We start from the raw sequence: 24,913 nt of genomic DNA on the forward strand, positions 1-24,913 counted from the left end.
CCGTTACTGTTGAGATAAGGCATCAGCCTCCTTTTGGATAAACTCTTTCACCTTTCGCAGAGCGTCCAACCTTCCGTGCATTTTGCCGTATTCAATTCCCATGTAGTAGGCGTCATCAAAGTTTCCGCCGCTGTCATCCATGGGATTCTCGCTCTCCGTCATTTCAGGATCGTCGTAGCGATCGATTAATTCATCGATATACGCGAGCACTTTTTCCGTCATCAATCATCGTCCTCCTCTTCGGTATTGAACCAGTCTTCCGGTTTTACTTCGCGCATCCAACACGGCTCAATTACGGTATCGCAAGCCAACGGCACAAGCAATTCAACCGTGTTCGTCATGATGTCGTCCAGGAGCGCGGTTGCTTCCGGCGTCATTTGCTCGTTGGGGACGCTAAACTTCAACTCGTCGTGTAGCGTCAAGTTGAACTCCCAACCACGCGCCAATACGCACTCGTAATACGCTCGGATCATGCAGAGTTGCAGAATGTTAGCGCCCGTGCCCTGGATCGTATGATTAAACGCCTGACGCTCGGCGCGCCCCGTTTCGCGGATAAGCTGCCAGAACTCCGTGCATTCTTCGCGACTGAGGCGGCGAGACTTTTTGCCGAGGTCTGGATCGTTTTTGCCGTTGATTCCCGCCTTTTTCATTAGCACGCAAAGGCGTTTCCATTGCGCTACATATTGCGGGAACCTCCGTTTTTGACCCCACAATGTCGCGACCCATCCATGCTTCCGCAAGTGCTCGAACGTCGTTTCAACCATGCGCTTGAACCCCGGAAGCACCTCGTCGAACTTCGTGTAAGCCCGTTTCGCGGCCTCTTCGGATACACCGCGCTTTACGGCCGTTTTCACGAACTGTTCAACGGCCTGACCGTACCCTTCCGCGAGAAACATATCCTTCATCAGCTTGCGGTAGGGAACCGAGGCAATCCCGGCCTTGTACGCTTTTTCTTCGCATAGTTCCCGCGCGACTTCGAAAAGAATCGCTGCAAACTCTACATAAGGGTCGAGCCCCTTACGGTACATCTCCGCGAATATCTCGTCACCGAACTCGGACGCCATACGGTGCGCTTGGATACGCGGCTCGATCGACGACAAGTCGCTGCCCAGGAACGTGTACCCGGGCGCGGGCTCGAACGTCATGCGGACGCGTGTTCCTTCTTCGGTGCGTGACGGGATGTTTTGAACGTTGGTCCCTTTGCTCACGCGCTCCTCGCATTCGACAAGCGTCTTCATTACGGATAGGTAGTTTTCGTCCGTTACTTGCGCGGGCTTAACGTGATTCGGCTTGCCCTTATAGCCGCTGGACCCGTAACGACCGGTCGAAACCGTCCTGAGTTGCGTATGCAGCCGCCCGTCAACGTCGAGTGCTTCCGGTATCTTGTCGATATACGTGCCGAGCAGCTTATCGTACTTGGCGTATTCGGCGAGAGGAGCGAGCGCGGGCTCCTCGTCAAAGTACCGTTGCAACACGTCGGCCGACACCGCACGCTCCTTCTTCTTGTCCTTGACGATCTCTTTCGTTCGGTCGCGGATACCCAGATGGTCGTAAATCAAGTATGCGACGTGATCGTTCGATGATAGGTTGAACTCGTGGATGAAGTCCGGCGCGTTCTGCGGGATCGCTGCGGGCAACTCCTCGGATTCGTACCTACGCAACCGTTCCTGTAACTCCGCGTACTTTTTCGTTGTCGGATTCGCGGTCGCGAGTTCTTGCTTACAACGCGCGATCATCTCCTGGCGGCTCTTGATTCGCTGCTCTTGTTCTTTACACCACTTCTCGATCTTTTCTCCGCGGAGTCTCATCGACATCGCGTAAAGGAAGTCGTCGTCAATCTTGTACGCTTCAAACAGGGCTTTCCGCGCCGCCTCGTGTTTCGGCCGGTATTCATCGCCCAACGCGGCCAGTTTCGTCAGGTTCACGTTGAAACCGGTACGCTCGATCGTCACGTTTACTTCCGGGAGGTATTGGCGTATCTCGAAATACGGCCGGTAGAGATTGTCGTGCGCGAGCATCATCTCGATTTGCCAGCGCGTCAGATACCAACCCTTGTGGACGTCTCGGATGGCGTAGATGCCGACCGGCTCTACCGGATACAGCATCGGACTGGTATCGCCGAACAAGTCCTCAAACGTCAGGTCGTCGAACTCGATTCCGAACATCTGCTTGATCGCGGCTTTATATTTGGTGACGAGCAGTTTCAATTTGTACGACTCTTCGTGATCGTAGAGGATGAACTGCGCGTCGGCGGAATCGTATCGGACGCCTCGCGGTTGCAACCCGTCGTTTAACAGGATCGATAAGTCGAACTCTGCGTTGTGGAACGTCTTGGCGTGCCGCGCATCCTCAACGAAAGGTCGCACCGCCTCTAACGCCGCCGACCGCGTACACTGACGCTCGCCCGTCAGGTGTCCGTACGCGACGTAATACCCTTCGTCAAGTAACGGAAGCCAGAACGAGTAGCCGCCGGACAGGTCAATCATCTTATCCACGCCGGACGTCTCCGTGTCCCATGCGGTAAACGAGCAGATTAACGGGATTTCGATGCCTCGCGAGAGCAGTTTGCGCCGGATGTGCGTGTCATTGAACAGCCCAAACACTTTGCGAAACCAGGGGTCGTCTTGTTGCAGCCGGACCTCCTCGTTCAACCGCTCGACCATCCGGGAAAGGTCGCGATCGTCCGTTATAATCCGGTAGTTCCCCGGCTTGCTCGCGATAAGGTCGCGTATCCGCTGTTCGCGGAGGGCCTCGTCACGTTGGCGCATGACGGCGGCCCCTTGCGCGAGCACCCACGCTTTCGTCAGCTTTCCGTCCGGTAGCCCGCCTATCGCTCCGGAGAAGAAAGCCTCGCGTGCGGCCTCGTATAGCTCGCGTTCCTTATCCGTTAGTTTCATCGCGCCGACCCGCTCCCACGCCTGCTCGACCGTTTCAGCCGCGCCCTTCTTCCGTTGAGCCTCTGCTGCTCGCGCCTTCTTTTCGCTGTCTTCTGCGGTCGGGGAACGGAGATTCAAACGGAGAGTTACGTTCACGCTACGTCACCACCGCGCAGGTTGACGACGGACTCGACGGGAGCGATGAGTTCAACGCAATCTATATCGGCGTCGAACGTGCAGAGTGTTCCTCTGTGAATTCCGCTCACCTTGACAAAACTACCGTACGCTTCCGTCACCTCAACGATTGAACCTTTCGCGTGACCGAATTGGTACTTCGCGATCTTCACGACATCCCCGACCTTAAACTCGCCAGGCTTCCGTCCGATCGCGGCCCATTTTTCGGACTCTTCTCGCTTACGGTCAGCTTCTTCCTCCTTCTTGCGTTCCTCTTCCGTTGCCAGGACGAGTTCGTGGATCAGCGCTTTCCATCCGGATTGTGCCGGAAAGTCCACGCGAACTTTATCTCCATCACGGCTCGCCACCTTTCCGATGTCTCCGTTCCTGGCGCCGCCCCAACCGTATCGCGGCCATGATCCGTCCGGAATTTGCAATTTAACGTAAACACCCGGCTGAATCAGTTTCCGCTTGGCCTCCGCGACTTCTTCGTCGGTGGCGCGGACAATCAGGCCACGCTCTTTATGCGCATATCCCGTACGTCTGCCGTCAATACGCTGTATTTTGTAATCACAATCGTCATCGCCGTAGGGACTCTCAATGACCTGTACAATTTCCCCCACCTTAAAGCCGTCCATTGTAAAGTATTTCGTGGAAACGACTTTCGCATAATCCCCGACCTTCAACCGATCTTCCGGCGTGCCCTTTTTGACCTCCGCCAACTGGCGCTCCATTTCGGCCACCTTCGCCTTCATCGCGGCCAGTTCGGATTCGATCGCGGACAGGTCGACGGCTACCGGTTCGAGGACGACGTATTCGCCTTCCGAAAGGCATGCGCGAGGGTCGCCAGCATCATCGACGAATTCTGGGTCGCCGCACGAATCAATGCCCGTAACCTTGTACGCTTTTCCTCTCGTGAGGTCCCAGCGACTTTCTAGTGGAACGATATATTGGTCACCATCACGTACCTTACGCACTACCTCCCGATAATGCACGCCGTCAATCGTATGAATCTTCGCCATGTCCGCCATACTAAACCGCCTCCGCTTCGTTCATATTTACTGTCAGCTTCCGCCACTTCCCGTCAATCGCGTCCGCCGCCGCCCAATACTCGGACTGCCCCGTACACTCAACGAGATAGCACACGTTACCAAGCACGCCGATCATATAGTCGACCGCGCCCGGTTCGTACGTCTCGCCGTTATTGCGCGTCCCGTTTAGCACGTAATAGCCGCCCGCCCCGCCCTTATCGTCGCGGTAACGCAGCGTTTTCACCTGGAACGTCCGCCACTCGCCCGTGCCCGGCTCCTTCGCGACAAGATCGTAGGTTTCCGCCGCGACCGGTTCGGCCACCTCGTAGCCCGCCGCCAGCAACGCGGTCATGGCGACGAGCTCGGCGTGCGTTCCACGCTTGTTAGTATCCGAGGCCATCCGGTTCCTCCTCGTCATCCAACTCGATTTCGACCGTCGGCCCTACCGCATGCGTCCCGAATCCGATCGGCTGCCTATCGTCCTCTTGCGGCGCGTTAACGCCGACGTGGAGGTCGACGTCATATTCGTTCGCGGCGTCGATCGCGTCGAGGAAATCGCGGATGTGGTCGGCAGTCTGCGGGAGTTCATCCGCTTTGTTAACGTTAATCGCGAGCGTGATTTTGCGTTCGCGTTGCGTTACTTGCGCCATGTGGACGCCTCCTTACGATAGAATTAGTTTCGCGGATACGAACGCGACCTGACTCGCCAGCGCCCAAAATCGCGCGTCCTCCTCCGTCATGTCCAAAATCTTCTCGGCCACCCACGCGATTCCGTAAATGGCCGCGAGGTAAACGATAGATACCAGGGTTACCGCCATTTACCCGCCTCCTTGCCGTTAGAAATTCAGCAGCACCGACTTGTCAACGTGACCGTCCGTTGCCTTTTCGAGAATCTCTCGAATATCGGCCTCGTCGCGGAAGTTCGCGAGTTCCTCGTAATTGATTTCGGGTGATCCGATGAATGCGCGGGCCGCTTCGAGTACGGCCTCGTCAAGTTCTCCGGACTCCATCGAATACGTTTTGCCGTCCGCTGTCTTGCGGATGACCACCGCGTCGCCTACGAGCGAATAGTCCTTGTTGAACTTCTTCGCGGCCTTTTCGAGTTTGTCGTAGTCGTCGATCAACTTGCCCGCGTGAAACTCCTTCAAATCGAGGACGCGCCACGTTTTGTACTCCGGATCGTACACCGGCAGCATGAAGTAGAGTTTCCGTTTGGCCTTCGCGCGGCACGACAGGCATACGGAGCCGTTTGGCTTCACGTATTGGTCGAACAGGTCCGGCGACTCCTCTTTCGATGCCGGTGCGGCGTGCGGACTATGCAGACACGTATGTTTTCGAACGTGCTGCGTACGTGTCGCGAAGTCTCCGTCCTCATGCACGTAGTAGAAGAACCACATGTCAGGTTCCGCGAGGGGCACGAACGTCTTCCCGTCTTTCAACTCCTGACCGAGTTTAACGTAGCGCGTAACCCCCTCCGGCAAGCCCGCATTGATCCCGCCGCCAGCACCTTGCGCCGCCTTGTCGCGTGCCTCTTCGCGCTCTTTCAATTTTTCGCGAATACTCATCGTACAAATCGCTCCTTTTCGTTAGTTTTCGTTACGACACGTTAGCCTTAGCTGTAATCGCGCAACATCCACGTCATCAGCCGGTCGCCCAACGGACCGTCCGGCACTTTGTTAACGCGGAACACCTGGTACATTTTGAACTGCGGAGGCTGACGGTCCTTGCGTTTTCGATTGCGTTTTGCCATCGTTCGCTCACGCTCCTTTACGGATTTCCTTGACAAGTTTGCGAATTTTGGTCGCTTCCTCATCGAAGGGACTGGCGAGTCCCAAAATGCGCTCAATGACGGCCAACGCGCTGTCCTTTACGGAAATCGTGTAGGTCTTCTCGGCCGGTGGAGTAACGGAGAGTAATACGATTGAGTCGTCACCGACCGGTTCAAGAACATGGTAATCGTCAGGGTCGCAAAGGTCGTACTCATCGCCATCGTCGTCAATGACTTGCGGATCACCGTGGACGTCAAAACGGCTGATTGCATACACCTTTCCGTTGGTAAGATGAGGGCTGTTTCCGATGTAGACGACGAACTGGTCGCCATCCTTCGCGTGTCGCGCCACCCTTTTGTACGCCTTGCCTTCGTGCATAACGAGTTCCATCCACATCGCTCCTTTACGGATTTTCTCGTTTCGGACGCCGGAATTTCCCGCGCCCGCGGCGTAGCACCAACCGTCACGGGTCAGTCCCGTTCCGTACGTTGATACTACGCTGCCGACGCGGAATGGTCGGCATTTTCCGTTATAAGTACGCAACCACCGTCTTCGCAACCGCTCGCTTCTCGTGTTTAACCGCGAGCAAATCCGCGTCAAGTTGCGTGAAGTATTCGTTAATCGCGTTAATGCGCGCTTGGCACGCGAGCTTCGTCGCCGTCGATCTGGCGCGGAGAAGCCGGAGTTGCAATTGCGCCTTCTCGATTTCGAGTTCCGCTTTGGTCAGCGCGATCTTACGCTCCAACACGCGCTCGCGCCGCTCGATCTTGCGTAGTTCCCGCGTAACCAGGGCGTTGACCTTTTCGCGCAGGAACGCCTTTGGATTCGCTGGGTAGACCGTGATAACGACGTTTTCTTCCGGTGCGAGAACGAAGGCGATCCGCTGGTAACCGAAGAGGCGCGACGGCTTACCTTCTTCCGAGATCGTGTTCGTGATAAACCGGGCCTTGCGCAGGTTCGACCGAATCCACTCTTCGGCGGTCTGACGCGGAACACGGAAGTCCTTAACGGCTTCGTCGATCGCGTGTTGGGTGACCGTGATTTTGCCGGTGAACTGCGGGCTGGCGGCGGCTGCGAGGGTCATGCGAGCCTCACCCCCGTAATCCGCAGCTTTCCGCGTCGAGGACGCTCGCGACCGCCCGTGACCAAATCGTAGTCGAGCGTGGTGCCTTCGCATTCTCCGTAGATGAACCGTTCGTAAACGTCAAATTGCGAAACTTTCACGTAGCGATTTCGTATATAAAACGCGTGAGACATCGTGATCCCTCCGTTGTTTTTCGATAATTGGGCGCGACAAATACGCTTGACAAAATTGTGCCAAACTAATATTATTGTTATTGTAGTTTACTGTATTGGAAAAATCCTACATTGGGTTGATTACGCTTATCAACGTTGGTTATACTGTAAGTGAGGGCGGAATAACGACGTAACGCCTAAACGCCGTTATTCCAGTTCCCTCGGAGCGTATTAAGCGCTTAGATAGTCGCTCAGTTCGCCTAACCTGGTGGCGTCATAACTTCGGCGGAGCCTATCTAACGCTCGAATGACTTTCGAGTGATTCACCCCGAGCTCTGTGGCGAGAGCAGTAGGCGAGTCATAACTCGGAAGCATTCGAACAACCTTTTTCGTGAAGTCGTCTGACTTGGCGACGAGAGAGGAGATCAGGTGGCGCTGGTCTCTTCTCTTTATTGCTACTTCTTCAGTGCTTTGTGGCCTTTGTCGATGGAAGTCTTCTCCCAACTCGATGGTGGCGGCATCGAGAGGAATTTGGAGATAGCTGCATTCATCTTCTCCAGTCAACGGCTTGTGGACCTTTCTGATTAGATCAATGATCCTACTTCGTATTCTTTGTCTTAGTAGACCTACGAAGTCACCTCCCTTGAATGATCTAGCAGCGGTCCATACTGAAACGTTGACCTCGGAGATTACATCGTGCTCATCCAAATTATAACGGCTGATGTAGTATCTTTTGCATTTTTCAATGATGGGCTTCAAATTGTCATATAGTTCCCTGAACACCTCCGAGTTTCCTGTCTCTTGGAATTTGAATACTAGCGCGTTTGTATCCATCGTCTCACCCCTTCACTATTAATACCGATGCAATTTCGTAGTTTCGTGCACTCTTGGCGAAATTTTTTTTGTTTTTATTACCTCGTAAGATTCGGGTATAATGTAATTATATACCTCATATCTATGTTTGTGAATGCGGTTTTGTGAATGCGTGGAGGTGAATTTGGTTTTGATTAGCTATGAGCCCCTCTTCCGCACCTTAGACTCTAAAAACGTAAAGCTCATTGATCTTGTCAGGGAATGCAAACTTTCGTCTGGTACAGTGGCTAAGTTTGCCAAGAACGAGACAGTTAGGTTAGACATTGTTGATCGGGTCTGCTGCTACCTTAAAGTACCTATAGAAAGGGTGGTGGAGATAAAGTTCGAAGGCGACGTCCCAAATACAACTAAGCCAGATTAATCAGCGGAGGTACTTCCGATGCCGTATGTAGCCCGGAAGTCCCTGTTGAAGCGCCGCCTCAAGGAAGCAAAGAGAACACAGATCGCTTTAGCTAAGTGGCTGCGGGTATCCAGGCAACGCGTCAATGATTGGGCAAACAATCGACGGCCTATCCCCTTTAACACCCAGAAGGATATCGCAGAATTTTGTGGCTGTAGCATTGACGTTCTGTGGGAATGGGAATGGGTTCCGCAGGCGGATGACAACAGGGACATGGACGAGTAGACCTCGTTCTACTCCGGGCAATTTGTACCCCAAATCTGGGGTACATGGTGAAGAATATTTTAACAGAGATATGTCGAAGCTGTCCCGCGAGACTTGTCGACTTGTTGCGACAAAAGAGGGATTTTGTACCATCTGACTGACCTCGCTGCTTCAACATACCCCCGCAACTCGTCCAAATCCGTAATCTCGTTGACATCTTTGTACGTCCCCGGAAACCCCACGTCATACAATTCGCAATAGCCCGCCATCTTCTCGATCACTTGCGCCTTCAACCGCTCGCCCGCCTCGTCATTGTCCGTCGCGATCCGCAGTTCCTTTATCGGACTCTTCCGCAACAACTCCGCCTTCTCGTCGCTAAAAGACGATCCTCCAACCGCAACCGCCGGAAAACCCGCCGTCATGACGTACATCGCGTCAATCTCCGCCTCGACCAGTACGGCCGTCTTCGCTCGTTTTCGGTAGATTGCGTCTATTCCGTAAACAAGCTCGCGAAGAGGCCAGCCGCCCTTGACGTACCAAAACGTTTTCTCCGATACCCGACGGAACTTCACGTTGGCTAGCGAACCGTCCGGAAGGAACCACGGAATTGTAATCGCTTTACTCTTTATATCGTACCCAACGCGCATTTCCTTCTGTATCTCCGGGCTTATTCCGCGTAGGCACAAGTATGGATGTTCACGATCCCATTCGTTTAGGATTCGTGGGTCCAACGGCTGCTTGCGCTCTGGCAAACGTAGAACTCCCGACAGGTCCAGCGTTAACGACTCGGCATCGGCCGCGACCGGACCGTCCCCGTACTTCCACCGCAGGTACTCGCGCGTCTCCTCTTCCGTTTCGTTACGGAGAAACGCGAGGAGTTTGACGAAGCCACCGCGTCGGTATTCCGGGTCGGCCGCGCCGTAATCGCCCCAATCGCCTGCGCGAGCGCCAGTTACCGGGTTGTCGCGCAACCATACGTAGAAGGACGGTGTGCTGTCGTACCGGAACGGGGAGGCTGCGATGATCTTGTCCAGCGTCCAGGCGGCGCGTTTCCACGGGAAAGCTTCGAGTTCGGCGCGAACGTCAATTCTCATCGATTTCACCGTTTCACCTCCTTTCAAAGACGGAAAAACCTCCGTCCGGTTTCGGCGGCCGCGGGCGCGGCCTGACGCGAGGGGATGCGCCAATCATTCGGGGAGGTTGTTTCGGGGGTCGGCCTATGGGGTGCCGACTATATAGTTGGGGGGAGTTGCGGCGAGGGTGCCGCTTTCGGAATCGCGCGAGGTAAGTGCGCGATTTAGTAGAATGTGGTATAATTTGCTAGGTAACTGATTAGCGAACTCACTGTTCGCTTTGCTATATTTATCCTATTACGAACCGATGGTTCGTGTCAACAATTTTTTTTGGAGGAATTTCCATGTCTAATTTTGGTAGCAGGTTGAAGTCTCTACGAGAGAGCCGTGGCTATTCTACTAAAGATGTAGCCGAAGCAATCGGCGTGACACAGCGTACCATTCAAATGTACGAGAAAGGGAGTCGCAAGCCTGACTATGACGGCCTTATCAAGCTCGCGGACTTCCTCGACGTGTCTATAGATTACTTGGCGGGTAGAACTAAAACGCCAAAGTAAATCGCTCCGCAGCTTCCACGCCCGTCTCCATCTCTTTCACAATCCCGTAATTCGGAAGATACATCAGTTCGATACGAGCGCCCTCGCCGCCATTCCGTCCCTTCCCGATGTCAATTACACCAAGTCCGTCTCTCGCGATGGTATCGATACCAAACACGTTCGTCGCATCTTCCAGGACCGCCTTCGTCTTCTTGATCTCGTTACGATTGGGCGGACGGAGCTCCCGCGTTCCATCCTCGTCCTTTTCGTCCTTCACCTCGTCAGCCTGCGTAATAACATGGAGCGTCACGCCGTACCGCCCCGCCAACCGGCGTAGTTTCTTTGACGTTTCCGCCGCGTCTCCTCCGGTTGTTTTTGACGTGTTCGCCTCGTAATCCATGTAGTAGAACGGATCGACGAGCACCACATCGGCATTAGTCGCGAGGATATCCGCCTCCAGGTCCCGGACCCTTCGCGATCCGAAATCCTCGTCATCGACCGAGCGAATTACGATATTCCCCGGCATTGCATCGCCAATTCGTCCGATAAACTCACGGAATGACGCCTCGAACTCTTCCGCCAACTGACCGCGAAGCAGCGCCATGTTATCGAATCCTGCACGCTGGATCACGCCGTCAATGGCCGCCTCACATACGCCGAGTCTTGCGGAGATTGACGTATAGGCGCGCGCCATCCATTCGTAACGACTCATCTCCATTACCCACGCGAGGGCGTTCGCGCCTTGGAAAGCGGCTTCAATCGCCTCTTCCATCGTTATGACCGATTTGCCCCTGCCGGGCCTTGCATACCACGTGTACATGTTACCGGACAAGTAACCGCCAATCTCGCGGTTGATCGTCGGGAACTTGCTGCGCCAGATTTTGAACGAGCGCCCCTCTTTGCGCTTCCGGTACTCTTCGAGAAACGCGTCCGTATCCCGTTTGAGGTCCGTTCCCACTTTCGTTCGAACACGGGTGCGGTCCGTAATCTTTGCGAGCTCCTCCGTCACCCACTCCGCGAATTTCTCCGGTGGGAGCGACGCGTACTTCTCGTTGAACTCGCGCCCGGTAAAGAACGCGTATTGCGACCGTTTACCCGCGTCTTCCTTCACCTTGCGCGCCAGCCACTCGAACGAGTCGCCGACCTCCGGCATGTACGTAAAGCCCGCGATCTCCGCCGCCACCGTCCGGTAATCCGGCGCGGCCCCTCCGTTGGCTGCCGCATAATCGCGGATGAACCGGTAGGCCTTCCGCTCGGCCTCCGTGCCAAAGTGTTCCTCGCGGATGTCATAACGGGTTAGGGCTGCCGGGTCGTTCGCATCGATCACCTTCGATAAAAGCTGTTCGCCGTATGCCACACGCAGTCACCTCGTTTCACGAACGTTTGTTCCCGTCGTGTACAAGTAGATTGTACACCTACCGGGTTATTTTGGCAATAGTACAAATTTGTTTTACTTATGCAACACGTACCACTCCGCGAAATGCCGATCCCACAACCGCCGGGCCTTCGCCTCCAACCGGATGGACCGCCGCAGTTGCCACGCATGGTATTTCGTTAGGAGCCATCGCATCATTCCGTCACACCTCCGCGAACCAGGAGCAGATCGTACCATTCCGTCAGCTTCCACTCCATGAAGTCCGATCGCTCTTTGCTAATCTTGCCGCGAAAATACCGCTCCACGATCATATCGCCGTACTCGTTGATCGCACGTTCGCACAGCGCAAACTCTTCCGCAGACAAGGCGGGCTTTGGCTTGCGGCGGCGGGTGCGTTTCGGTTGGGTCATCGCGATTCCTCCCCTTGGCCTTCGTCTTGGCATTCCGGACAAGGATCGTACACTCCGTCTCCGTAAATGGGCTCCCCGTCTTCGTCCTCTCCGATCTGACCAGTCCACTCAACACGTTTTTCGCCGTCACAAAGCCAGCACGCGCCCTCTTTTCGTTCTACGACGTTTGTTTTCTGTATACTTACGAAGAACGTTCTCACTTCCGCATCCCCCTTTTGCTTTCGCCCACAAACGGAACCACTGCGCATTGATCCCGTACTCGATCCGCCAGCCGCGCGTCAAATATCCGATCGAGCCCGTCAACTCGCACCCCGTTTTCCTCGTACGACATAATCGGAACGTTACTCGTATACACGGTTGGCATCCGGTTCGTCACCCGATGGTTGATGATCGCGTGCAAATCTCCACGAAACGCATCGCTCGCGTCACGTACGCCAATATCGTCCAGCACCGCGAACGGAGCGCTCATCGCCGCCTCCATCGCGCGATAGTACGCCGCCGACGCTGGCTCCGCGATATGGTCCGGCACACGCGGACGATTGAACCGGTTGAACAGCGTCTGCCACTCGTTCACATCGAGAAAATATACCGGTCGCTCCAGCGGTCGCCTATTCCGCTGAAGGCTGCCGATATAGTGCACGATCATGTACGCGTTCGCAATCGCGGCGGCCGTCGTCGTCTTGCCGGTACCTGGTTCGCGCGAGTAGAGGTATAGCGACTTTATCCGGTCGGTGGGATCGTCCGAAAACTGACGCTCGAATGTCTCGATATAAGACGGATTACCGCGAATCCGTTCGGTCAGTAAGTGATATACCTCCGGTTGACTTGCACGCACGACCGAAGTGGCTACCGTGACCTGGCGGTAGTCGGACGGGATGTTCGCTGCGCTCACTCTACCTCCTGCGCCGGACGCCCCGTGGAGAGCGATGAAATGCGGACAGAGGCGGGTGCAGACGGTGGGGTCGGTGGCCGATCGGCAGGGCTCGCGCAGGATGCAGGATGCTGCGTTAGTTTGCGTCAATTGGCGGTCACCTCCGTAGAGTAATGTACATCAGAAAGGGAAAATCACACGCCGGAAAGTAATCCAAGGACTACCACTATGAGCACGAAAACTCCCATTGCATGAAAGAATGCTATCGTCGATCCCGTAAACAGAATAAGAAACCCCTGTACACCTAACGCTCCGAGGATCAGGAAGCCGATAACTAGAAGCACCATAAGCACATAGTCAGCAGCCGGTTTCATGTTCACATTAACTCACCTCCGAAGGATAATGTACATCAGCGCGGGAAAATCACACGCCGTCCTGTCGCGTCGGAACAAACTCAATTTTCAAGCTATCTCCGCTATCTTTCATCTGTTCTTTTAGCCAATCAAAAAACTCGGCCTCGTCCATTCCCTTGATTTTCTCGACATTGGGCAACAGCAACTGCATCATGTAGCCGTCTGACAAAGCATACTCATACATTTGGTCTACTTCGATTTTGATTACGCCAGTCGTCAACTGTATTTCAAACTCATTAATATAGTTACTACCGTAATCACATGTTTCGCACCCAGGAGAATACCAACTATCGGAAATAATATTTTTGATCCCGCCATTCTTCATGTTTAACAACATGTGCGTCCCTCCTCCTCCGCGCTTATCGTATCTACACTCATTTTAATCTTTTTACTTCTATAACTAGACTTCTTGTGGATAACTTTTTACTCCTGATAGCACGTCTCCTCTCGCGATTTACAACCACTCCGCCAGTTCCTCGAAACTTGGCCGAGACGCCTCCGCCAGTTCCCGCCTTACCTCGTGCCTCCCCTCCGCCAGCACCTTCGGCAGCACCCGGCCGCGCATATACGTGTACATAAACGTAAAGTTCACGCCAGGATACTCGCGCGTCGGCCGGTACTCACGGAAGCACCCGTCGATGAACCTCCGGACGACTTCCGGACCGTGCTCGTCAATCATCCGCTTGATCATGCCCTGCTCCGCGCGCCAACCGCCACGACCGGGCACGTAGGGGATTCCGTAGAGTTCCGCGTGGCGGTCGGTCAGGTACGACGTGAACGTGGTGACGTTCCAGTCCGGGATCTCGCGTTCGCGCCAGGACTTGGCGGGCGGGAGGTTACGTTTATTCGCGCAGGTCATCGCGAATCACCTACGACTCGTTCGGTTTCGTACAGAATTGTGTCTAAGGCGATATATGCGCTCTCAATTCCGATAGATTTTGCGCTTTTTGATACGCGGCGAATTTCCCTAATAGTCGTCTCCAACTCTGCGATCCTTGCGTTCAGCTTCGTGATAAGTTCAGCGGTCGATTTACGTTTAGTCACGGTCGATCTCTCCTTTATCATGACGCGTCAGGTGAATCTCGGTAAGTACGGAACGCAGCCGTTTAACCTCCGCCTCCAACTCGGCCACGCGGTCGTTCAACGCTTGCCGGTCGGAAAGTAGCTGGCGGCATTTATCCCTCCAAAACGCGGCACTGTAGATTGTTGAAATGTCTTTGAGGGCCATCTCTATATCTTTTATTTTCTCTGGCGTAGTGTTTTCAGTGGTCATCGGTGGTCGCCTCCTTCGCCAGTTTAAACGCCTCAACTCGCGCACCGAATACGGTTTCCCAATCGTCAGGATGCGTGTCAGAATCGATATGTTCGTCCGTGTAGTGAGCCAGCGCTTCGTAGACGAGGGGATGACCGAAGATAAGTCGCAATCGCTCGACATCGGCTTCCACTTCGGCAATTTTACGCGTCTTATCGCGGTCATTTACGCGTAACGACCCGACCAATCCCGTTAGTCGAGCGACTTCTTTCTCTGCCGCCAGCGCCCGCTCAATCGCGTGAGGCCATCCGGTGCGGGCTTCGGCGATGAAACGGGCGTCCGCGTCAGTCAAAACGCAATCCGTCCCGTCCTGTTCCGCGCAGACAACGGAACCTTCCGCCTGGCTGTATACGTAGTTGCCACGTTCGGATTGCTCGTATCCCTTTTCGGCCGCCCAAGGCCCCGGAGTTGCCGCGTTGCATATCGCGAGGTCGGAGTGGAGGTCACGTTTAGTTTCGCTCATCGCGTAGCACCTCCGATAACGTCCATGATTTCGCGGATTGCGTAATACTCAGGATTGATAATTTGCATCACGCCGATAAGCCCCACAACCATCGCACCGACACCGCCGCCGCCTCCGAAAATAAGGAAGAACAGCAGAATCATTCCCCAATCGCTCATATAATCGCCTTTGTTGGCTTCGTAATTCCGGTAAATCCATCTCCCTAATCTGAATAGGACAAATACCGCTATCACCGCACCAATTGTGAACGCAATTCCTTCCGCTACCTGCTGCCGTACGAGCACGCCATAAACGTGTTCCGCCGCGACTCCGAGTTTGGCCGCCATTTGTTCGAGGTATTGCGTGATTTTGTCCGTGGTCATTCGTAATCTTCCTCCCCTAACCGTTCATTAATGTCTGCCCATACGTTCTGCTGTTCGCAATACCCGAATCGCGCGTAAACAGCGTCATCCATTGCGTCAAGTTTTCGTTTTAGCCGCTCAATCTCCGCATACGCCGCCTCCAACGCGTCAAGCAATCGCGGAATGTCCTCGCGGGCGTGAGCGATGAACTCGGCGTCGTGTTCGCCGTTTTCGTAGGTATCCCCGAACATTATTAGCGTGTCCGCGAGATATGATCCCTGCGGAACGAAATCGTACTTACCGTTTAATACCTTCGCGTTACTCCACCGCCACGGCCCCGGCGTCGCCTTCTCTGCACGTTCGCGGATCGCGGCGAGTTCTTCCGGCGTGAGTCTTTGCGTGTTCATATCGTTTCAACCTCCCCGCGCCATTCTACACGGCGTAAATCTTCGGTGGGGCAGTACATATCCAGGTCCGGGTAGTACGCTGCCCCTGCGACGAACTGCATCTTCCGTACAGCTTCTCCAACCGTTTCCAGCAACGCATCTTCCGGTCCGTATTCTTTCGCGAAGTCATCGACTGCCGCAAGCGCCGCATTCAGCCCGTCAACCACTCGCTGAATCGCGTCATTCTTCCTCTCAACCCGCTTAATCTCCGCCGTCTGCTCCGGATCAAGCGGAACGTATAGGCGACCGCAGATAATCGGCGGGCCCGCGTTAGGTTTCGTTGTCATATCGTTACCTCCTCGTTAACCTTTTCGACTTGCTCCTCGTAATTCGTGGATACGCCATATTATCGTGCCTCCTCGTATAGTTATCGTTACATACCGTCTATACGCCGCGTAGAGCGTTTGGTTTGCGCGAGGGTACTCGTTATACCCGCGAGGCAAACGCGGCTTATAGAGCGGTTCTAGCGCGTCTGGCGATGTGTTTGCGTAGCGAATGCGTGGAGCAGGCGCAACTTGGTGTGCGGGGTGAGGCGGCGCCAGGTTCCGGTGAGAATGCGCATTGGGATCGGATCCTTTCAACGGTTTTGTTCGATCGCAAGTAGCGCGTCGGCTTCCGTTAGCTCGCGTATGGGTTCGTCGTCCCACGCGATAAACGCGTTGCCGGTGCGCCCGCGATCCTTGTACCACGTCATAACGATGTAACCGGAGTATTCATCGCCTTCAAACGGAACGTATCCGATGGAGGCTGCCGCCATGTCATCGCGGTAGGTCGTACGCAATTGGCGGGAGATTTCACGCAAGGCGTTCATGGTCGCGCAATTCCAGTTATCCGGGGAAAATACGCCCGTTTCGAAGGCGCAGCGCGGGTCGTCTCCGTTCCAGGTCTTGCCGCGCTCAATGCAGAGTTTGCAGGACATGGGTACCCACCTCCTTTCTCCGCGCTATCTTTTCTGCGCGAGAGATATTATTTATTAATTGATTGACGGCGCGAGGAAAGGCTTGCCCTTTCCGATGCGCTATCTTTATTCTTGTTAAAGATTAGTTCTTGTTAAAAGATTGGTTATAGTTACAGTGACGTTGACGCCGTGTGGTACGTATCCATGTTGGATGAGCGTCACATGGACTCTGCCTCTCCCCCAAAAATGGCTAACTGGCTGATCGGGAGTACCGTATACTGCGTCGTCTTCCACTTACCAGTCTTAGGGTCCCGCTCCTTTATCGCGCGAATTACCTCTCGCCCATTCCACCGGTACCCGAGTAGCTTTTTGATCCTCCGCCCTGCTGTTTCTCGCGACACTCCGAGCCTGTGCGCGATCATCTCTTGTGTTGGGAAACACTCGCCCTTCTCGTTCATGAACGCGGCTATTACGCAGAGTGTTCGCCAATTCTCGTCGCCAATATCCGCGAGGAGTCCGGAGTGTACCGCATCAACGTACATCTTAACGAAGATACGCGTCTCACGGCGGCCGGTTGTGACGGAATATTCCGACTGCGTTTCGACGGATACGAGGTTTTGTTCGTTGGTCATGCGCGGTCACACCGCCCCCTTCTCTACGTGCTTTATGAACGCCTCCATCTCATCCACCATGTCTTTTCTGCCTTTCTGCAATAATGCAGGGTATAACTCAGAAACATGAATTAATGAAATGTAGCTGTTCCTGTAAACACCTCGCTTCCCTTTCGCATAGTAGATCGTAAGATGGTTCGTATGTTTCATGTACCTTCGGAGAGTTTTACACCGATAGTCGAATACTGTCGAGAAACTAAGTTTCGCATCTACCCAACCGGTTCCGTTGATTATGAAGTCTGGTCTAAGTCGATTAAAAGTCTGGTTCCGATCAACCTTTTCGTATAGCACCGTGAGTATATTGGCTAGTTTTTCTTCAAAGATGTGGCCCTCACGGATGTATTCTCGCCCGTACTCCCGATCCACAAAAATGTCGTAAGGAAATCCATAGGCGTTCACAAAGTCCTTGAAACTACCATACTCGCGACGAATGTACGACATCGCGCCTGGATATTTCTCACGAATCACTCCCCAGGGGAGTCCGTCAAACGGAAAATGATCGCGGTAGAACTGATCAATCGCATCGATTTCTAATGATCGCTTTACGTCCTTGCTAGCCCGCACGAAATCGACTTCCGAAAGAAAGTACAGATCCATGATCCGTTCCTTCTCGTATTGGTTTTCGACCACCTTGTATGTTTCATCAATGAAGAAGCATCTCGCCAACTCGACTCCCGTTGGCATTCCGTTCGGCTCGAATATGCCGTATTCAATGAGTGCCTGCCGGACACTTCCAAACGTCCTGATAAGGCGTATGCGGATAGTGTTGTATTCCCGCGGCGGCAACTCTTTTCCTAAGTTAGCCACATCAATACCGCGGTCTATTAAACCATCAATAATCTGGAAGCACCGTTCCTTCTTTTCATTCGTCAATCACATCCCTCCCATTAACTAATTGCCTCCTCCACCTCTGAGGGGCTTTTCGGTTTTTGGTTGCTTTCACTCTATATACCGATAGCCATTCGGATTTCCGTGCACCTTTTTGAAAAAAAAATTACGCCAGCCCCGAAGGACTAGCGTAATATCTTCCGTTCTCTATTTAGCTTGCTGATAACCTCATTCATGGGCGAATACTGTTCGTGCTGATTCTTAATGGATTTTTTCGATAGATGTGTATACTTCATCACCATTCGGAGATCGGAGTGTCCAAGGATTAACTGCAAGTGTCGAATGTCACCTCCGGCTTCCAAGAACATAGTTGCAGCCGTGTGCCGGAACAAGTGCGGATGGATTCTCCCCCGTAGTCCCGCCTTTCGCGCGTATTCCTTCAACCTGCTACGAAAGTGATTCGCGCTTAGTGGTTCGCCATAGTTCGCAAGAAAAACGTAATCGGAATCGAACTCCTCTGTTTCCTTGATCAGTTCCGCAAGTAGCTTCATCGTATTTTTCTTCAACGGCACAAATCGAGTCCGCCTACTTTTCGCTACTTCCGCACGTACGGTTACCATTCCACTCGAAAAGTCTATATCCTGTTTTCGGATCGACAGCGCCTCATTTATCCGGAAAAATCCGTCTAAAAGAACGTTCATCAACACGTAATCACGGAAATCGCTGTACTTCCGTTGATTTGGTGCGTTAAGCAATCGTTTAAGTTCGTCCACCGATAGAACTTCGATTTCATTCTCGTCCTCTTCCACGTTCTTGACGTTCTCCATCGGGTCATGGTCGATATCCCCTTCGGCTTTTAAAAATTTAAAGAACGTGCGCAGCGTACGAAGGCGCGTGTTCACAGAAACGGGCGAGAGTCCCACGGTCTGCTCATAGTCTGGTTTATACTTGCTCCCCTCAAACCGCACCTTCTCCGTCAGCATCCAAACGATATATTCGCGGATGAGGTCCGTTGTTATGATTCGGACGTCCTTCGGTAACTTCCGTACGTCCAAGAACTCACAGAAGAAACCGTAGTTTAATCGGTAATTTTCAAGTGTCCCTCGCGCCCGGCCCTCCGCCACCTTCGCGGTATAGAACCGTTCAAATAGCCTGTCCAACGAGTGTTCCGATTGTTTCGCGGTAGTCCTATCGTTTTTAATTCGTTTGCCGGTCCGTTTGTCCAACGCAAAAAACGTCTCCTTTCCGATAGATTACCGGATCAGAGACGTTTGACTTACGCGCATATCACTACATTGTTTGCCTTAGGACCGCTACATTGCGGACTGTTTTCGGTTAGTCCACCGGATAGTCCAACGGGTTGAAAACGTTGATATGACGCGGTTTTTACGGTTATGGTGGAGCATAGCGGGTTCGAACCGCTGACCTCTACACTGCCAGTGTAGCGCTCTCCCAGCTGAGCTAATGCCCCGTATCTCGTTGTTTTCTTTGGAACATCTCGTTCCTTACCACGAGATTGATTATAGCACATGCTGTCTTCAAAGATCAATAGGATTTTAAAAAAATTTTTCACCCTGACGAAACGCACTGCCCTGCATGCACCCACCAAGCGTAACGGACGGGCCATCTCTTCCGTATATGTACATAGGAACACACTCGGCTGACTGCTGCACGGCATACGCACACCGACCGAGAACACGATGGACAAGCGGATTGCGAACAGATCATCCGAAACGCTCACAAATCCTTGGCAACCGGAGGATACTCATGATACCGACATCATCCATCCCAATCGTACACCCCTGGAAAAAACACCTGCGCATCTGGGCAGCCGTCTGCCTGGCGGCGGCCGCGCTGTGGGCGGGTTACGTTTTGTGGCGGATCGATCAGACGAGCCGCAGCGCTGCACCGCAAAAAGCGGACGTGGCCATCGTGCTGGGAGCGGCCGTGTGGGGAGACCAGCCCAGTCCGGGGCTGCGGGAGCGGCTGGATTTGGCACTGCAGTTATACCGGGAAGGATACGTGCCCACCCTGATCGTCTCGGGCGGACTGGGTGACGGCAAAGGCGTGACAGAGGCTCAGGTCATGCGCAATTACCTGGTGGAGCAGGGCGTGCCGGCCGACCGCATCCTGATGGAATCCGAGGCGACCAACACGTATGAAAACCTGCTGTTCAGCCGGCAGATCATGCAGCAAAACGGCCTGCACAACGCGCTCGTCGTCAGCCACGACTATCACCTCGCCCGGGCGATGGACATGACGCGAGCGCTGGGCATATCCGCCCACCCCGTCGGGACGAAGTCCAACGTGATGTACAGGCCGTATCACTTGGTGCGAGAGGTGCTGGCGTACACCAAATGGCGGCTTACGTATCTGGGGAGTCAGCTTTCGATGCGCTGATTCTTGCGCATGATCAAATACACGTCCACGTAATGGCGGATCCGCTCCATGATGCGGGCCGCCTTTGTTCGTTCAATCCGGTTGCCGTTGGAGATGGAAAGATGCTCCTCCAATTCCTCCAGCGAGTAGTTGGAGGTGAACAGCGTCGGCAGGTGGTTGTTGACACGCTGGTTGAGGATGACGCCCAGCACTTCATCGCGCACCCAGGGGGTGAGGTTTTCGGCGCCGATGTCGTCCAGGATGAGCACGGGCACCTCCTTTAAAAGCTCCAGCTTGCCGGCGTATGACTGATCGGACAGCGAATCCTTCATCTCACGGACAAAATCGGGCACGTACACCATGAGCGAAGCGATGTTGCGCTCCGACAGCTCGCGGGCGATCGCCCCCATGATGTAGCTTTTGCCCACGCCAAACGGCCCGTGCAGATACAGTCCCTTTACCCGTTCGCCGCTGCCGACCGTCTGGCAAAACCGGATGGCCGCTGCCACAGCCGCCCTGTTTGCCTGGTCCAGTTCCAGCCGGTCAAAGCTGGCGGCCATCGTCTCCTCGGAGACGTAGTAGCTGCGCATCAAGCGGCGGCGGCGCATGTCTTCCTCATACGCCTGCTGCTTGTCGCAGGGAGAGATGGCGCTGACGATGGCCCCGTTTCTCACGCTGAGCTGGCTCCGGTGGCCCTTGACCAAGTTGGGGCACTGTTCCAGTCCCGGACAGTGCTCACACCAGTACTGCTCCTTTACCGCCGTGTAGACGCCGGACAGGGCCCGCAGGTAGTCGTCGCGGGACAAGTCTGGGTGTGCCTGTTGAAACGACTGCAAATAGGCGGAGGAGCGAAACATCTTGTCCAACTGCTGCTCCGGCGTCAGCAGGTGGCGCGGCGTCCGCTTGGCCAGTTCCTGCATGAATTGGCTGATCGATTCCATCCCTCATCACACTCCTCTCTGCCGTCTGCGCAGCGATTCCAACATGGTTTTCAACTCGGGATCGTCCTGGATGGACTGACCTTTGACCGTCTCCTGCGGTTCGCGCTCCTGAGAAAGCTGCCATTCCACGGAAGCAGGCAGCTTGTCCTGCAGGATGGGGCGACCGCTGCGGCGAACAGCGGTGTCTGTTTCCCGCTTCGGCCGCTTCGCCTTTTCCGTGTGCTGCGCCCGCTGGTCGGCGCGCTCCAGGATCTGCCGCACGGCTTCGTCCACGGTCGTGATCCGCTTCGCCTTCCAACTGTCGCGGATCGTCTCCATGTAGGCTTTGGGCAGTTCCATCTGCATGCTCTGCAGCGTGTGAAGCAGCAGCGCATTGGCCACCTCCACGGTCAGCCCGTCGCCAAACACCAGATTTTCCGCCCGTTCCAAAAAGACCCGGCTCACCCGGCCGCCTACCACCCGCTCCAACAGGGACAGGGGCGAGAGCTGCCGGCAGACGCGGGCAAACGCTTCGCTGCCCGGTTCCGGCAGGCGGCCCGGCCCCCACTCGTCATCGCCCGGGGCAGACGTCGCCGGTGTGCGGTGCAGCTTGTCGTCCGTGTAGCGCTGCACCAGCCGCTTGCGCAGGACATCCTTGTCCAGGCTGCCGTCCGGTTTGTACAGGGTCCAGTCGCGCAGTTCCTGCCCCAATCCCCAACTGTCCAGCTGATAGAAGTGGAACAGCTTGTACAAAAACTCCACGCTGTCTCCGGAAAAAACCTTGTCCGGTGAGGCGTTGTCCGGCAGGTAGTGGCGCAGTGAGGAAGCACTGAGCCGGTGATGGACCGCTGCTTCAACATCCGACTTCATCGGAGCCGCCGGATAGCGGGTCTCCATCTGTGCGAGAAACTGTTCCCGCTCCGATCCTTTGTGCACTTCCAACTCGGACGGTTTTAACGATTGAAACACTTCGTAAAAATCCTTGGTCACCGTCTCCGCCACCGGGTACTCCTGTTCCAGAGCGGCTCCCAGCGGGTCGGCGTACCGCTGCCGCAGCTGCCGGAAGCGGACGTTTTCGATTTTGTTCAATAGCATCACGGACAGCACGTAGTCGGCAAAAAACTCGTTTGGCGTCAGCGGCGGTTTTACCAGGTATTCGTAAAAATAGTCCCGCTGCTGATTCTCCCGCCTGCGAACAGCCAAAAGGCCCAGTGCCTCCAGCCGCTCCCGCGCCGCCAGCAAGCGGTCCAGCGAGAGGTCGGTCATCAGCATCAGACTGCGATGCGTGCTTTCCACCGCCGCTCCGTTCGCCTCCTGCACCTCGTGCACCAGCAGTTGGTAGAGAGAAAACGACTCCACACCGATGATCGGCAGGTAGAGCTGGGTGACGAAGCCCATTTCGGCAAAGCTGAGCGGACGTGCCAGCCGCACCAGATATCGATCTTTCGGCAGTAATTCGTTCCACACGAGACGAGGCATTGATCCTTTTCCTTCCTGACTAGTCTGGTTTCCCTATTATATCATGTCCGGCCGGTGATAGATACGACAGCGGAATGAAGGGGAAAAAAGGCAGCAGGAAAGACGCTCTTGCACATCGCAAGGGCGTCTACCCGATTGATTATAGGTTTCCCACTCCGCTGCCTTACTCCGCCTGCCCCGTTTTGCGCGCCTGGGACAGCAGTTCTTCCAGTTCCTTCATAAACACGTTGATGTCCTTGAACTGACGGTAAACGGAAGCGAATCGGACATAGGCCACTTCGTCGACGTGGTACAGCCGCTCCATCACTTTTTCCCCGACGTCCTTGCTGGGGATTTCCGACAGGCCGCTGCTGCGCAGTTCCTTTTCGATCTCGTTGACGACATTCTCCAACACTTCCAGCGGCACCGGCCGCTTTTCACAGGCCCGCACCAGGCCGCGAAGCACCTTTTCCCGGCTAAATTCTTCACGGGTGCCGTCTTTTTTAATAATCAACAGCGGCGTCTCCTCGACCACCTCAAACGTGGTAAAGCGGCGTTCACATTTTTCACATTCGCGCCGGCGGCGAATGGATTTGTTATTGTTAAAAGGTCGGGAATCTAGTACCCTGGTCCCATTGTAATCGCAAAACGGACAGCGCATTGCGGAATCAACTCCAATTATGACGGTACTTTCATTCAGTGTCCCTCAATTTCCCGCCGGAAGTCAAGTCAATCCTTGTACCTATTTCACGTCTGAGCCAATTGGAGTAAAATTTAAGTACAAGTTGGAGGGATTCCTATGCGCTTAGTTTCAGTAAGACAAGCCCGCCCGGGGATGAAGGTGGGCCGTACGATCTTTACCGAAGATGGGAAAACGTTACTAGGGGTAGGCGTCACCCTTACGGAACGGCTGATTAATGGGCTGACCCGCGCCGGCATCGACTCGCTGTACGTAGAAGACGAGCGTACGGAAGACATCGTCGTGGAGGAGGTCATCCGGCCGGAAACCCGCCAGACTGCCGTTGAAGCGATTGTCAAAACTGTCAAGCAAATCACCAACTCGAACAAGCTGGCCCGAAAGGTTTCGCTCAACGAAATGGGGCTTCTCTTTCAGCAGGCATGCAATTCCATCTTGGACGACATGATGGGCAATCATCAGCTCTTGCTCCATCTGACCAGTATTTCTACCCATTCTCCCTCGCTCTACCATCACTCGGTCAACGTGGCGGTGCTGGCGGCAGCAGTCGGCATGTCGCTAGGCTACAGCCGCAGCCAACTGATGGATTTGAGCATCGGCGCGATGCTTCACGACATCGGCAAGGTGCAGCTGCCGCCGGAATTGTTGCAAAAGCAGGAGCGCTGGAACGACGAAGAGCAGGAGATCGCCAAGCAGCACACCATGCTGGGATTCAACCTCCTGCGCAAGCAGCATGACATCTCGCTGTTGTCCGCACACGTCTGCCTGCAGCACCACGAGCGGTTGGACGGCAGCGGCTACCCGCAGGGGTTGAAAGGCAAGAACATTCACGAGTACGCGCAGATCGTCGGCATCTGTGACGTCTACGATTCGCTCACGTCTCCACGCCCATGGCGCAAACGGTACATGCCGCAGGACGCGCTGGAATACCTCTTCGGAGCGGGTGGACACCTGTTTGAGCATCATCTGATCAAAGCCTTCAGCAAGCACATCGCCGTCTTCCCGATCGGCAGCAGCGTCGTGCTGAACACCGGCGAGGTGGGCGTCGTCTGCCGGGTCGACCCGGACTACTGCCACCGTCCCACTGTCCGCGTCTTGAAGGACGGCCGCGGCAACGACTTGCGTGTGCCCTACGAACTGGATCTGAAGTCGCAAATTAACCTGTTTATCGTCGGCTTTGAAGACGAAGAATTGTTCTCGCTCGAAGGGCTTGTGCAGCCCAGTGCGAATTGAGTCACATAATAACCCCGCCTGGCTGT

36 protein-coding genes and 1 tRNA gene are annotated in these 24,913 nt (G+C 54.7%); 5 read left to right on the forward strand and 32 right to left on the reverse strand.

Annotated features, from left to right (window positions below; translation table 11 throughout):
• Positions 1 to 3: 3 nt before the first annotated feature.
• The 12 genes from KDN35_RS16140 to KDN35_RS16195 all read right to left on the reverse strand — a co-directional run bounded on the left by KDN35_RS16140 (position 4) and on the right by KDN35_RS16195 (position 7,920).
• Positions 4 to 222, reverse strand: a complete 219-nt coding sequence (locus tag KDN35_RS16140) for a hypothetical protein (protein ID WP_212133251.1) — start codon at positions 220 to 222, stop codon at positions 4 to 6.
• A complete protein-coding gene (locus KDN35_RS16145) occupies positions 222 to 3,032 on the reverse strand; it encodes a DNA polymerase (protein ID WP_212133252.1) in 2,811 nt (936 codons plus the stop codon). The genes KDN35_RS16140 and KDN35_RS16145 overlap by 1 nt, the downstream gene beginning before the upstream one ends.
• On the reverse strand, positions 3,029 to 4,081 hold the full coding sequence (locus KDN35_RS16150) for a hypothetical protein (RefSeq protein ID WP_212133253.1): 1,053 nt from the start codon (positions 4,079 to 4,081) through the stop codon (positions 3,029 to 3,031). Before KDN35_RS16150 ends, KDN35_RS16145 begins: the two co-directional genes overlap by 4 nt.
• A 1-nt stretch (position 4,082) precedes the next feature.
• Positions 4,083 to 4,481 carry a group I intron-associated PD-(D/E)XK endonuclease gene (locus tag KDN35_RS16155; protein ID WP_212133254.1) on the reverse strand — a complete coding sequence of 133 codons (399 nt, stop codon included), beginning with the start codon at positions 4,479 to 4,481 and terminating at the stop codon, positions 4,083 to 4,085.
• Positions 4,465 to 4,731, reverse strand: a complete 267-nt coding sequence (locus KDN35_RS16160; protein ID WP_212133255.1) for a hypothetical protein — start codon at positions 4,729 to 4,731, stop codon at positions 4,465 to 4,467. The genes KDN35_RS16155 and KDN35_RS16160 overlap by 17 nt, the downstream gene beginning before the upstream one ends.
• A gap of 12 nt (positions 4,732 to 4,743) precedes the next feature.
• A complete protein-coding gene (locus KDN35_RS16165; protein WP_212133256.1) occupies positions 4,744 to 4,899 on the reverse strand; it encodes a hypothetical protein in 156 nt (51 codons plus the stop codon).
• Positions 4,900 to 4,917: 18 nt separating this feature from the next.
• Positions 4,918 to 5,646, reverse strand: coding sequence for a single-stranded DNA-binding protein (locus KDN35_RS16170; RefSeq protein ID WP_212133257.1), 729 nt, complete (start codon positions 5,644 to 5,646; stop codon positions 4,918 to 4,920).
• A 47-nt stretch (positions 5,647 to 5,693) separates the two neighbouring features.
• A complete protein-coding gene (locus KDN35_RS16175) occupies positions 5,694 to 5,831 on the reverse strand; it encodes a hypothetical protein (RefSeq protein ID WP_212133258.1) in 138 nt (45 codons plus the stop codon).
• A 7-nt stretch (positions 5,832 to 5,838) separates the two neighbouring features.
• Positions 5,839 to 6,240 (reverse strand): hypothetical protein, encoded by a 402-nt coding sequence (locus KDN35_RS16180; RefSeq protein ID WP_212133259.1) that lies wholly within the window; start codon positions 6,238 to 6,240, stop codon positions 5,839 to 5,841.
• A 139-nt stretch (positions 6,241 to 6,379) separates the two neighbouring features.
• Entirely contained in the window at positions 6,380 to 6,934 is a 555-nt protein-coding gene (locus KDN35_RS16185; protein WP_212133260.1) for a hypothetical protein, read from the reverse strand.
• Positions 6,931 to 7,107 (reverse strand): hypothetical protein, encoded by a 177-nt coding sequence (locus tag KDN35_RS16190; protein WP_212133261.1) that lies wholly within the window; start codon positions 7,105 to 7,107, stop codon positions 6,931 to 6,933. Before KDN35_RS16190 ends, KDN35_RS16185 begins: the two co-directional genes overlap by 4 nt.
• A 210-nt stretch (positions 7,108 to 7,317) precedes the next feature.
• Positions 7,318 to 7,920: a sigma-70 family RNA polymerase sigma factor gene (locus KDN35_RS16195; protein WP_212133262.1), complete on the reverse strand. Its 603-nt coding sequence runs from the start codon at positions 7,918 to 7,920 to the stop codon at positions 7,318 to 7,320.
• A 133-nt stretch (positions 7,921 to 8,053) separates the two neighbouring features.
• Between KDN35_RS16195 and KDN35_RS20260 the strand changes: the two genes are divergently transcribed.
• Complete coding sequence (locus tag KDN35_RS20260) at positions 8,054 to 8,320, forward strand: helix-turn-helix domain-containing protein (RefSeq protein WP_481752780.1); 267 nt, start codon at positions 8,054 to 8,056, stop codon at positions 8,318 to 8,320.
• An 18-nt stretch (positions 8,321 to 8,338) separates the two neighbouring features.
• Positions 8,339 to 8,584, forward strand: a complete 246-nt coding sequence (locus tag KDN35_RS20265; protein WP_212133264.1) for a helix-turn-helix domain-containing protein — start codon at positions 8,339 to 8,341, stop codon at positions 8,582 to 8,584.
• Positions 8,585 to 8,643: 59 nt separating this feature from the next.
• On the opposite strand, the gene KDN35_RS16210 is transcribed toward KDN35_RS20265, so the two are convergent.
• Positions 8,644 to 9,657, reverse strand: a complete 1,014-nt coding sequence (locus KDN35_RS16210) for a toprim domain-containing protein (protein ID WP_212133286.1) — start codon at positions 9,655 to 9,657, stop codon at positions 8,644 to 8,646.
• A gap of 323 nt (positions 9,658 to 9,980) precedes the next feature.
• On the opposite strand from KDN35_RS16210, the gene KDN35_RS20270 reads away from it, so the two are divergent.
• Positions 9,981 to 10,193 (forward strand): helix-turn-helix domain-containing protein, encoded by a 213-nt coding sequence (locus KDN35_RS20270; protein ID WP_212133265.1) that lies wholly within the window; start codon positions 9,981 to 9,983, stop codon positions 10,191 to 10,193.
• Here the strand turns inward: KDN35_RS20270 and KDN35_RS16220 are convergent.
• The 16 genes from KDN35_RS16220 to KDN35_RS16295 all read right to left on the reverse strand — a co-directional run bounded on the left by KDN35_RS16220 (position 10,177) and on the right by KDN35_RS16295 (position 19,671).
• Positions 10,177 to 11,529: an AAA family ATPase gene (locus tag KDN35_RS16220; protein ID WP_212133266.1), complete on the reverse strand. Its 1,353-nt coding sequence runs from the start codon at positions 11,527 to 11,529 to the stop codon at positions 10,177 to 10,179. The two genes, KDN35_RS20270 and KDN35_RS16220, sit on opposite strands and share 17 nt — an antisense overlap.
• Before the next feature lie 212 nt (positions 11,530 to 11,741).
• Positions 11,742 to 11,957 carry a hypothetical protein gene (locus KDN35_RS16225; RefSeq protein WP_212133267.1) on the reverse strand — a complete coding sequence of 72 codons (216 nt, stop codon included), beginning with the start codon at positions 11,955 to 11,957 and terminating at the stop codon, positions 11,742 to 11,744.
• Between the two features lie 196 nt (positions 11,958 to 12,153).
• Positions 12,154 to 12,978, reverse strand: a complete 825-nt coding sequence (locus KDN35_RS16230) for an ATP-binding protein (protein WP_481752781.1) — start codon at positions 12,976 to 12,978, stop codon at positions 12,154 to 12,156.
• Positions 12,979 to 13,022: 44 nt separating this feature from the next.
• Entirely contained in the window at positions 13,023 to 13,208 is a 186-nt protein-coding gene (locus tag KDN35_RS16235; protein ID WP_212133268.1) for a hypothetical protein, read from the reverse strand.
• A gap of 43 nt (positions 13,209 to 13,251) precedes the next feature.
• Positions 13,252 to 13,578 carry a hypothetical protein gene (locus tag KDN35_RS16240; protein WP_212133269.1) on the reverse strand — a complete coding sequence of 109 codons (327 nt, stop codon included), beginning with the start codon at positions 13,576 to 13,578 and terminating at the stop codon, positions 13,252 to 13,254.
• Between the two features lie 117 nt (positions 13,579 to 13,695).
• Positions 13,696 to 14,100, reverse strand: coding sequence for a 3'-5' exonuclease family protein (locus KDN35_RS16245; RefSeq protein WP_212133270.1), 405 nt, complete (start codon positions 14,098 to 14,100; stop codon positions 13,696 to 13,698).
• Between the two features lie 177 nt (positions 14,101 to 14,277).
• Positions 14,278 to 14,514 carry a hypothetical protein gene (locus KDN35_RS16250; RefSeq protein WP_212133271.1) on the reverse strand — a complete coding sequence of 79 codons (237 nt, stop codon included), beginning with the start codon at positions 14,512 to 14,514 and terminating at the stop codon, positions 14,278 to 14,280.
• On the reverse strand, positions 14,504 to 15,016 hold the full coding sequence (locus KDN35_RS16255; protein WP_212133272.1) for a hypothetical protein: 513 nt from the start codon (positions 15,014 to 15,016) through the stop codon (positions 14,504 to 14,506). Before KDN35_RS16255 ends, KDN35_RS16250 begins: the two co-directional genes overlap by 11 nt.
• Complete coding sequence (locus tag KDN35_RS16260) at positions 15,013 to 15,378, reverse strand: hypothetical protein (RefSeq protein ID WP_212133273.1); 366 nt, start codon at positions 15,376 to 15,378, stop codon at positions 15,013 to 15,015. Before KDN35_RS16260 ends, KDN35_RS16255 begins: the two co-directional genes overlap by 4 nt.
• The gene (locus tag KDN35_RS16265) at positions 15,375 to 15,764 is read right to left on the reverse strand and encodes an ead/Ea22-like family protein (protein WP_212133274.1); all 390 of its coding nucleotides are present in this window, start codon (positions 15,762 to 15,764) and stop codon (positions 15,375 to 15,377) included. Before KDN35_RS16265 ends, KDN35_RS16260 begins: the two co-directional genes overlap by 4 nt.
• Positions 15,761 to 16,090 (reverse strand): hypothetical protein, encoded by a 330-nt coding sequence (locus KDN35_RS16270; protein ID WP_212133275.1) that lies wholly within the window; start codon positions 16,088 to 16,090, stop codon positions 15,761 to 15,763. The genes KDN35_RS16265 and KDN35_RS16270 overlap by 4 nt, the downstream gene beginning before the upstream one ends.
• Positions 16,091 to 16,380: 290 nt before the next feature.
• Positions 16,381 to 16,722, reverse strand: coding sequence for a hypothetical protein (locus tag KDN35_RS16275; protein ID WP_212133276.1), 342 nt, complete (start codon positions 16,720 to 16,722; stop codon positions 16,381 to 16,383).
• Positions 16,723 to 16,919: 197 nt separating this feature from the next.
• Positions 16,920 to 17,333, reverse strand: a complete 414-nt coding sequence (locus tag KDN35_RS16280) for a helix-turn-helix domain-containing protein (protein WP_212133277.1) — start codon at positions 17,331 to 17,333, stop codon at positions 16,920 to 16,922.
• Between the two features lie 6 nt (positions 17,334 to 17,339).
• The gene (locus KDN35_RS16285) at positions 17,340 to 18,245 is read right to left on the reverse strand and encodes a hypothetical protein (protein ID WP_212133278.1); all 906 of its coding nucleotides are present in this window, start codon (positions 18,243 to 18,245) and stop codon (positions 17,340 to 17,342) included.
• Positions 18,246 to 18,385: 140 nt separating this feature from the next.
• Positions 18,386 to 19,426 carry a tyrosine-type recombinase/integrase gene (locus KDN35_RS16290; protein ID WP_212133279.1) on the reverse strand — a complete coding sequence of 347 codons (1,041 nt, stop codon included), beginning with the start codon at positions 19,424 to 19,426 and terminating at the stop codon, positions 18,386 to 18,388.
• Between the two features lie 169 nt (positions 19,427 to 19,595).
• Positions 19,596 to 19,671: transfer RNA gene (locus KDN35_RS16295), tRNA-Ala, on the reverse strand.
• A 296-nt stretch (positions 19,672 to 19,967) separates the two neighbouring features.
• Between KDN35_RS16295 and KDN35_RS16300 the strand changes: the two genes are divergently transcribed.
• The gene (locus tag KDN35_RS16300) at positions 19,968 to 20,600 is read left to right on the forward strand and encodes a YdcF family protein (protein WP_171566695.1); all 633 of its coding nucleotides are present in this window, start codon (positions 19,968 to 19,970) and stop codon (positions 20,598 to 20,600) included.
• Here the strand turns inward: KDN35_RS16300 and dnaI are convergent.
• The 3 genes from dnaI to nrdR all read right to left on the reverse strand — a co-directional run bounded on the left by dnaI (position 20,582) and on the right by nrdR (position 23,618).
• Positions 20,582 to 21,520, reverse strand: a complete 939-nt coding sequence (gene dnaI / locus KDN35_RS16305) for a primosomal protein DnaI (protein WP_171566696.1) — start codon at positions 21,518 to 21,520, stop codon at positions 20,582 to 20,584. The genes KDN35_RS16300 and dnaI overlap by 19 nt on opposite strands.
• 6 nt (positions 21,521 to 21,526) lie before the next feature.
• The gene (locus tag KDN35_RS16310) at positions 21,527 to 22,978 is read right to left on the reverse strand and encodes a replication initiation and membrane attachment family protein (RefSeq protein ID WP_171566697.1); all 1,452 of its coding nucleotides are present in this window, start codon (positions 22,976 to 22,978) and stop codon (positions 21,527 to 21,529) included.
• 163 nt (positions 22,979 to 23,141) lie between these two features.
• On the reverse strand, positions 23,142 to 23,618 hold the full coding sequence (gene nrdR / locus KDN35_RS16315) for a transcriptional regulator NrdR (RefSeq protein ID WP_171566698.1): 477 nt from the start codon (positions 23,616 to 23,618) through the stop codon (positions 23,142 to 23,144).
• Between the two features lie 138 nt (positions 23,619 to 23,756).
• On the opposite strand from nrdR, the gene KDN35_RS16320 reads away from it, so the two are divergent.
• A complete protein-coding gene (locus KDN35_RS16320) occupies positions 23,757 to 24,887 on the forward strand; it encodes an HD-GYP domain-containing protein (protein ID WP_171566699.1) in 1,131 nt (376 codons plus the stop codon).
• The last annotated feature ends 26 nt before the right edge of the window (positions 24,888 to 24,913 follow it).

The sequence above is a fragment of the Brevibacillus sp. NL20B1 genome, assembly GCF_018195675.1.
Lineage (GTDB): Bacteria > Bacillota > Bacilli > Brevibacillales > Brevibacillaceae > Brevibacillus > Brevibacillus aydinogluensis.